Here is a 3,155-nt window from a genome sequence, read left to right as displayed (position 1 = left end):
GGTCGTTGTTTGAGAACTGCACAGTGGACGCGAGCATCTGTGGCCAAGTTTTTAAGGGCGCACGGTGGATGCCTTGGCACCAGGAACCGATGAAGGACGTGGGAGGCCACGATAGTCCCCGGGGAGCCGTCAACCAGGCTTTGATCCGGGGGTTTCCGAATGGGGAAACCCGGCAGTCGTCATGGGCTGTCACCCATACCTGAACACATAGGGTATGTGGAGGGAACGCGGGGAAGTGAAACATCTCAGTACCCGCAGGAAGAGAAAACAACCGTGATTCCGGGAGTAGTGGCGAGCGAAACCGGATGAGGCTAAACCATGAGCGTGTGAGACCCGGCAGGGGTTGCGCTTGTGGGGTCGTGGGATTTTTCTTGACCGGTCTGCCGGCCGGTCGGCGAGTCAGAAACCGTATGGATAGTCGAAGGACATGCGAAAGGTCCGGCGTAGAGGGTAAGACCCCCGTAGGCGAAATCTGTACGGCTCGTTTGAAGAACTCCCAAGTAGCACGGGGCCCGAGAAATCCCGTGTGAATCTGGCGGGACCACCCGCTAAGCCTAAATATTCCCTGGTGACCGATAGCGGATAGTACCGTGAGGGAATGGTGAAAAGTACCGCGGGAGCGGAGTGAAATAGTACCTGAAACCGTGTGCCTACAAGCCGTGGGAGCGTCGGACATGCAGCTTGCTGTGTGTCTCGTGACTGCGTGCCTTTTGAAGAATGAGCCTGCGAGTTTGCGGTGTGTAGCGAGGTTAACCCGTGTGGGGTAGCCGTAGCGAAAGCGAGTCCGAATAGGGCGATACAGTTGCATGCCCAAGACCCGAAGCGGAGTGATCTAGCCATGGGCAGGTTGAAGCGGAGGTAAGACTTCGTGGAGGACCGAACCCACCAGGGTTGAAAACCTGGGGGATGACCTGTGGTTAGGGGTGAAAGGCCAATCAAACTCCGTGATAGCTGGTTCTCCCCGAAATGCATTTAGGTGCAGCGTCACGTGTTTCTTGCCGGAGGTAGAGCACTGGATAGGCGATGGGCCTCACCGGGTTACTGACCTTAGCCAAACTCCGAATGCCGGTAAGTGAGAGCGTGGCAGTGAGACTGTGGGGGATAAGCTCCATGGTCGAGAGGGAAACAGCCCAGAACACCGACTAAGGTCCCTAAGCGTGTGCTAAGTGGGAAAGGATGTGGAGTCGCAGAGACAACCAGGAGGTTGGCTTAGAAGCAGCCACCCTTGAAAGAGTGCGTAATAGCTCACTGGTCAAGTGATTCCGCGCCGACAATGTAGCGGGGCTCAAGCACATCACCGAAGTCGTGTCATTGCAGCATATAGGGCCAACGCCTGCTGTGATGGGTAGGGGAGCGTCGTGTGCCGGGTGAAGCGGCGGTGGAAACCAGTCGTGGACGGTACACGAGTGAGAATGCAGGCATGAGTAGCGATACAAGAGTGGGAAACTCTTGCGCCGATTGACCAAGGGTTCCTGGGTCAAGCTGATCTGCCCAGGGTAAGTCGGGACCTAAGGCGAGGCCGACAGGCGTAGTCGATGGACAACGGGTTGATATTCCCGTACCCGCTTTGAAGCGCCAACGCTGAACCAGGTGATGCTAAGGCCGTGAAGCCGGCCCGGAGTCTTCGGACAAAGGGACGTGGTGGAGCCGCTGAACCAAGTCTGTACTAGGTGAGCGATGGGGTGACGCAGGAAGGTAGTCCAGCCCGGGCGGTGGTTGTCCCGGGGTAAGGGTGTAGGGCGTTGTGTAGGCAAATCCGCACAACAATAGCCTGAGACCTGATGCCGAGCCGATTGTGGTGAAGTGGATGATCCTATGCTGTCGAGAAAAGCCTCTAGCGAGTTTCATGGCGGCCCGTACCCCAAACCGACTCAGGTGGTCAGGTAGAGAATACCGAGGCGTTCGGGTGAACTATGGTTAAGGAACTCGGCAAAATGCCCCCGTAACTTCGGGAGAAGGGGGGCCATTCCTGGTGACGGCACTTGCTGCCAGAGCTGGGGGTGGCCGCAGAGACCAGCGAGAAGCGACTGTTTACTAAAAACACAGGTCCGTGCGAAGCCGTAAGGCGATGTATACGGACTGACGCCTGCCCGGTGCTGGAACGTTAAGGGGACCGGTTAGCTCTGATTCGTCGGGGCGAAGCTGAGAACTTAAGCGCCAGTAAACGGCGGTGGTAACTATAACCATCCTAAGGTAGCGAAATTCCTTGTCGGGTAAGTTCCGACCTGCACGAATGGCGTAACGACTTCTCGACTGTCTCAACCATAGGCCCGGTGAAATTGCATTACGAGTAAAGATGCTCGTTTCGCGCAGCAGGACGGAAAGACCCCGGGACCTTTACTATAGCTTGATATTGGTGTTCGGTTCGGCTTGTGTAGGATAGGTGGGAGACTTTGAAGCCGTGACGCCAGTCATGGTGGAGTCGTCGTTGAAATACCACTCTGGTCGTGCTGGATGTCTAACCTGGGTCCGTGATCCGGATCAGGGACAGTGTCTGGTGGGTAGTTTAACTGGGGCGGTTGCCTCCTAAAGAGTAACGGAGGCGCCCAAAGGTTCCCTCAGCCTGGTTGGCAATCAGGTGTTGAGTGTAAGTGCACAAGGGAGCTTGACTGTGAGACTGACGGGTCGAGCAGGGACGAAAGTCGGGACTAGTGATCCGGCGGTGGCTTGTGGAAGCGCCGTCGCTCAACGGATAAAAGGTACCCCGGGGATAACAGGCTGATCTTCCCCAAGAGTCCATATCGACGGGATGGTTTGGCACCTCGATGTCGGCTCGTCGCATCCTGGGGCTGGAGTAGGTCCCAAGGGTTGGGCTGTTCGCCCATTAAAGCGGTACGCGAGCTGGGTTTAGAACGTCGTGAGACAGTTCGGTCCCTATCCGCTGTGCGCGTAGGAGTGTTGAGAAGGGCTGTCCCTAGTACGAGAGGACCGGGACGGACGAACCTCTGGTGTGCCAGTTGTCCTGCCAAGGGCATGGCTGGTTGGCTACGTTCGGGAGGGATAACCGCTGAAAGCATCTAAGCGGGAAGCCTGCTTCGAGATGAGCACTCCCACCTCCTTGAGAGGGTAAGGCTCCCAGTAGACGACTGGGTTGATAGGCCGGATATGGAAGCCCTGTGAGGGGTGGAGTTGACCGGTACTAATAGGCCGAGGGC

1 rRNA gene is annotated in these 3,155 nt (G+C 57.0%); it reads left to right on the top strand.

Annotated features, from left to right (window positions below):
* Nucleotides 1-41 precede the first annotated feature (41 nt).
* Nucleotides 42-3,155 (top strand): 23S ribosomal RNA (locus BI06_RS55750).

Origin of the sequence: Kitasatospora sp. MBT66, from assembly GCF_000710405.2 — a bacterium.
GTDB classification, from domain to species: domain Bacteria; phylum Actinomycetota; class Actinomycetes; order Streptomycetales; family Streptomycetaceae; genus Kitasatospora; species Kitasatospora purpeofusca.
Note: the sequence above shows the minus strand (reverse complement) of the source record. Positions and strands in the feature narration are given on the sequence as shown.